Source organism: Mesorhizobium sp. M6A.T.Ce.TU.002.03.1.1 (assembly GCF_003997275.1).
Taxonomy (GTDB): domain Bacteria; phylum Pseudomonadota; class Alphaproteobacteria; order Rhizobiales; family Rhizobiaceae; genus Mesorhizobium; species Mesorhizobium mediterraneum.
In genome coordinates this window covers 1-3,940 of record NZ_RZTI01000241.1, presented here as the reverse complement: position 1 = coordinate 3,940, position 3,940 = coordinate 1, and the positions used below count along the sequence as shown (strand labels likewise).

Below are 3,940 nucleotides of genomic sequence, written 5' to 3'. Positions count from 1 at the left end.
GTCACGGAAACGGATCGAGGTTTCCTCGATCACGCCGCGCCGCTCGATGAAAACGCGATCGTGCGTGTTGATCAGTATGTCGGAAATTGAATCGTCTTTCAGCAGTGGCTCAATCGGCCCCAGGCCGAGCATCTCGTCGGCGGTGTCGCTGGTCAATTGATCGAGTTCGCGAGCATTCAGCGGCACGTTGCGCGCGCGGACAAATTCCCGCACGATCGGCCGGATCTCATTCAGGATTTCATCCTTGGACGCGTTTTCAAGGGCGGACAGGTTGAAGCGGTCAATGAGGTGGCGGTGGAGCTCGACCTTGAGCGTCAGGAACTCGTCACCGTGCGGTTCAAAGTCGACAACAGGAGAAAGCGTCGGGGCGGCGGGCAAAACCGCCATTGGCTCGAGCTTTGGCTCGACTCGCAACTCGCTTGGCCCTTTGGTGAACCGCCCCAGCATATCGCGTTATACTCCCCGTAGAATCCGTCGCCACGGAAACTAAACGTTAACCACGCAGGGCACAAGCGCCAGCCGCGCACCATGCAATGTAATACTTCAGACATAGTTAAGATCAAGCATCAGAAAACGCGACGCTTATTTGGTCAGCGGCGCTGTCCTAATGGAACACGAGGACTCGCTTTTCAATGCCAAGTGCTTTTTTTGCCACAAAGGCGTCATGGAGCCCACCTAAGGCCTTAGATATAAAGGAATATGCGCTATCGCTAATACCGCCCCATTTCCGCCATACCCACGGCCAAATTGTGAACGAATGGTTAAGATGGGTTGAAAAACGAGCCGAATCAATGTTTTGGTCCGCCTGAAATCGGCAATATTCTTGCCAAACCATGTATAGGAAAGTTAAGAAACCCTTAATCCCGTTTGACTCTGATTTTCGTCGGGACTTAGATCGAGATGACGGGGGATGCTTGGGTATGGATTTCATCCTTGGCTCGTCTCGTCGGGTTCAAACCTCCAAAGGGAGAAATTGGCATGAAGAAGCTCATGACGATGACCCGGCAGTTCCGCGACGACGAAAACGGCGCTGCCATGGTCGAATATACCATCTTGCTCGGTATCATCACTATCGCAGTGATTGCGTCGATTGTTGTCGTCGGCGCTTGGGTCGGTGCCCGGTGGACATCGCTATCCACAACGTTGACTGCCAACCCGTGATATCGTGACGCTATCATCGACGCCGCGGATATCCGCGGCGTCGATGTTCAAGGATAATGCAGTGAGCTGTGAAAACGCAGTCGGGTGGGGCAAGAAATGCGCGCAAACACCGTCATCATGATTGCTCTCGCCGGCGTGTTCGGCGTGCTCGCGGTGGTTCTCGCCAATATCTGGCTGGCCAACCAGCGCAGCGCCATGGCGCAGACGGAAGATGTCCAGCGCGACACGGTCGTGGTGGCCGCGATGCCGTTGAAGTTCGGCGACACGCTGACCGCTGACAAACTGCGCGAAGTCGCCTGGCCCTCAGGCGCGGTCCCGACCGGAGCCTTCAAGACAACGAAAGAAATGCTTGACGGCGAAGGCACCAAGCAGGCACTGCAGGCGATCGGCGTCAACGAGCCTGTTCTCGCCACCAAGATCACTGGCCCCGGCCAGCGTGCCACACTTTCAGCGGTGCTCGGCGAAGGCATGAAGGCCGTTTCTATCAGGGTCAACGACGTGCTCGGCGTCGCCGGGTTCGTTTTCCCCGGCGACCGGGTCGATGTGCTGCTGACCCGCAAGGTGCGCACCACCCAGGGAACTGACCAGAGTTTCGTCGACGTGCTTTTGCAGAGCATGAAGGTGCTCGCCGTCGACCAAGTCGCCGATGAAAGCTCCGAGAACCCGACGGTCGTGAAGGCGGTCACGCTCGAGGTCAGCACCAAAGACGCCCAGAAGCTTACCTTGGCTGCCGACGCCGGCCAGTTGTCCCTGGCGCTTCGCCAAGCGGCCGCCAGCAAGGGCGAGACGACCGAACGCATTACGCTTTCAGACTTGACCGGTGATACGCCGGACGACGTCGCCGCCAGGCAGGCCGAACTCGCCAAGCAGGCAAAAGCCGAGGCTGAGGCAGCAGCCGAGCGCAAGCGCGCGGACGACAAGATCAATGGGCTGACCCAGGCCGTGGAACGTGTGGGAAGCAGGCTCGACCTGTTGAGCAGCGCAAAACCTGCTCCGGCAGTGGCCTCAGCACCCCAGATGCAAGAAGTGGTTAAGGAAGTGATCAAGTATGTGCAGCCGGAGCCGCCGGCGCGTGCAACAATCGGCGTCTTCAGGGGTGTGAAACTCGAATCTTACGACGTGCCGCGACAAAAATAACGCTAGGGTATTGCCGAACGAGTCGGCAAGGGGGGTAGTCTAGATGCGTATGTTCCGGGGACGACTGGCGGCTGCCGCGCTGGCCTGTTCGGTGATGCTATTGCCGATCGATCTTGCTGCTCATGCAGCCGACCGCAGGATCGATGTGTCGAACCCCAGCGTCCACCGTATTTTCCTGCCCATGTCGCAGTCGGTGACGATCCAGGTGAACGCCACTCTCGGCGACATCGTCGTCGGCGACGAGAAGATCGCCGACGCCCAGCCAATGACCGACCGCACGCTCTATGTCATCGGCAAGAGCGCCGGCACCACCACTGTCAACCTCTTTTCCGAGGACAAGCGCTCGCTTGGCGTGATCCAGATCGAGGTTGGCGTCGACGTCAGCGACATGGCGCAGGCGATCCGGCAGGTGGCGCCCAGGTCGCGCATCGATATCGGCTCGATCAACGGCAAGATCAGGCTTGGCGGCCATGTCAAGGACGGCGCCACGCTGGCGGCGATCATGCAGGTCGCCCAGCAATATGGCCCCGACGCGATCATAAACGCGGTGACGGTCGACGACAGCCAGCAGGTAAACCTCGAAGTGCGCGTGCTGGAGGCCAAGCGCAATGCCGGCCGCGATCTTGGCGTCTCAATCAGGAGCACCAACGGCAGCGGCACGACCCGCACAGGAACGGGCATAGCCGCCGTCGACGAGGACAATGTGGTGCTGGGGCCGGGCAATCTGCTTACCGGCCTTCTTTCGAACACCACCCCGTTCGCGGCGCTGATCACTCGCGTCATCGACAGCAACATCAAGGTCGACCTGATCATCGAGGCGCTCGAGGCCAAGGGCGTGGTGCGCACGCTTGCCGAACCCAACCTCACCACTCTTTCCGGTGAGGTTGCCAGCTTCAATGCCGGCGGCGAAGTACCTATCCGCGTCGACGACGGTGATGGCGAGATCAGTATCGAATACAAACAGTTCGGCGTTAATCTGCTGTTCACGCCGGTCGTGCTCAGCGACGACAAGATCAACATCAGGCTGGCGCCGGAAGTCAGCGACCTGACCGGTTTCACCACCGCCGGCGACCCGATCTTCACCAACCGCAAGCTGTCGACCGTCGTCGAACTGCGCGACGGCCAGAGCTTCGCTGTCGGCGGACTTTTGTCCAGCAAGAACACCAAGATCCAGAGGCAGGTGCCGTGGCTCGGCCAGGTGCCGATCGTCGGGACGCTGTTCCGGAATTCGAGCAACCAGAAGGAAGAGACCGAACTGGTCGTCATCGTGACGCCGCGTATCGTGCGGCCGGTAAAGCCTGGCGAGCAGCTGGCGACGCCGTTCGACAAGACACGGCCCGCCAACGACCCGGAGCTCTTCATTCTCGGTCAGCTCGAAGTGACCAAGGACATGGTTCGCAAATATGAACTCGGCGAAGGCGTGGTCGGCCCCTATGGCCACATGCTCGATCTGAAATCCAAGGACAAGATGATTTATGTCAAGAAATAGCGCCTTGATCCTGTTTTTGTGCGCCGGCGGGCTGACGGGCTGCGCCGCCGACTACCTGAACAATTACGAAACGGTGACACTGGCTGCCGGCGACACGCAGAAATACAATTCGCTGTTGCAGACGGTCGACCCGCTCAATCCGGCGTCCAGGAA

General features: G+C 59.3%; 3 protein-coding genes and 1 pseudogene. 3 read left to right on the top strand and 1 reads right to left on the bottom strand.

Features of this window, described 5'->3' with window-relative positions:
- Window positions 1-447: pseudogene (locus EOC93_RS32905) on the bottom strand (CpaF family protein); the annotation flags it as partial.
- 531 nt (window positions 448-978) lie between these two features.
- Between EOC93_RS32905 and EOC93_RS32900 the strand changes: the two are divergent.
- From EOC93_RS32900 to EOC93_RS32890, 3 genes are all read left to right on the top strand, one after another.
- The gene (locus EOC93_RS32900) at window positions 979-1,161 is read left to right on the top strand and encodes a Flp family type IVb pilin (protein ID WP_127206696.1); all 183 of its coding nucleotides are present in this window, start codon (window positions 979-981) and stop codon (window positions 1,159-1,161) included.
- 96 nt (window positions 1,162-1,257) lie between these two features.
- Entirely contained in the window at window positions 1,258-2,298 is a 1,041-nt protein-coding gene (gene cpaB / locus EOC93_RS32895; RefSeq protein WP_127206695.1) for a Flp pilus assembly protein CpaB, read from the top strand.
- A gap of 43 nt (window positions 2,299-2,341) precedes the next feature.
- Window positions 2,342-3,787, top strand: coding sequence for a type II and III secretion system protein family protein (locus tag EOC93_RS32890; protein ID WP_127206694.1), 1,446 nt, complete (start codon window positions 2,342-2,344; stop codon window positions 3,785-3,787).
- Window positions 3,788-3,940 lie beyond the last annotated feature (153 nt).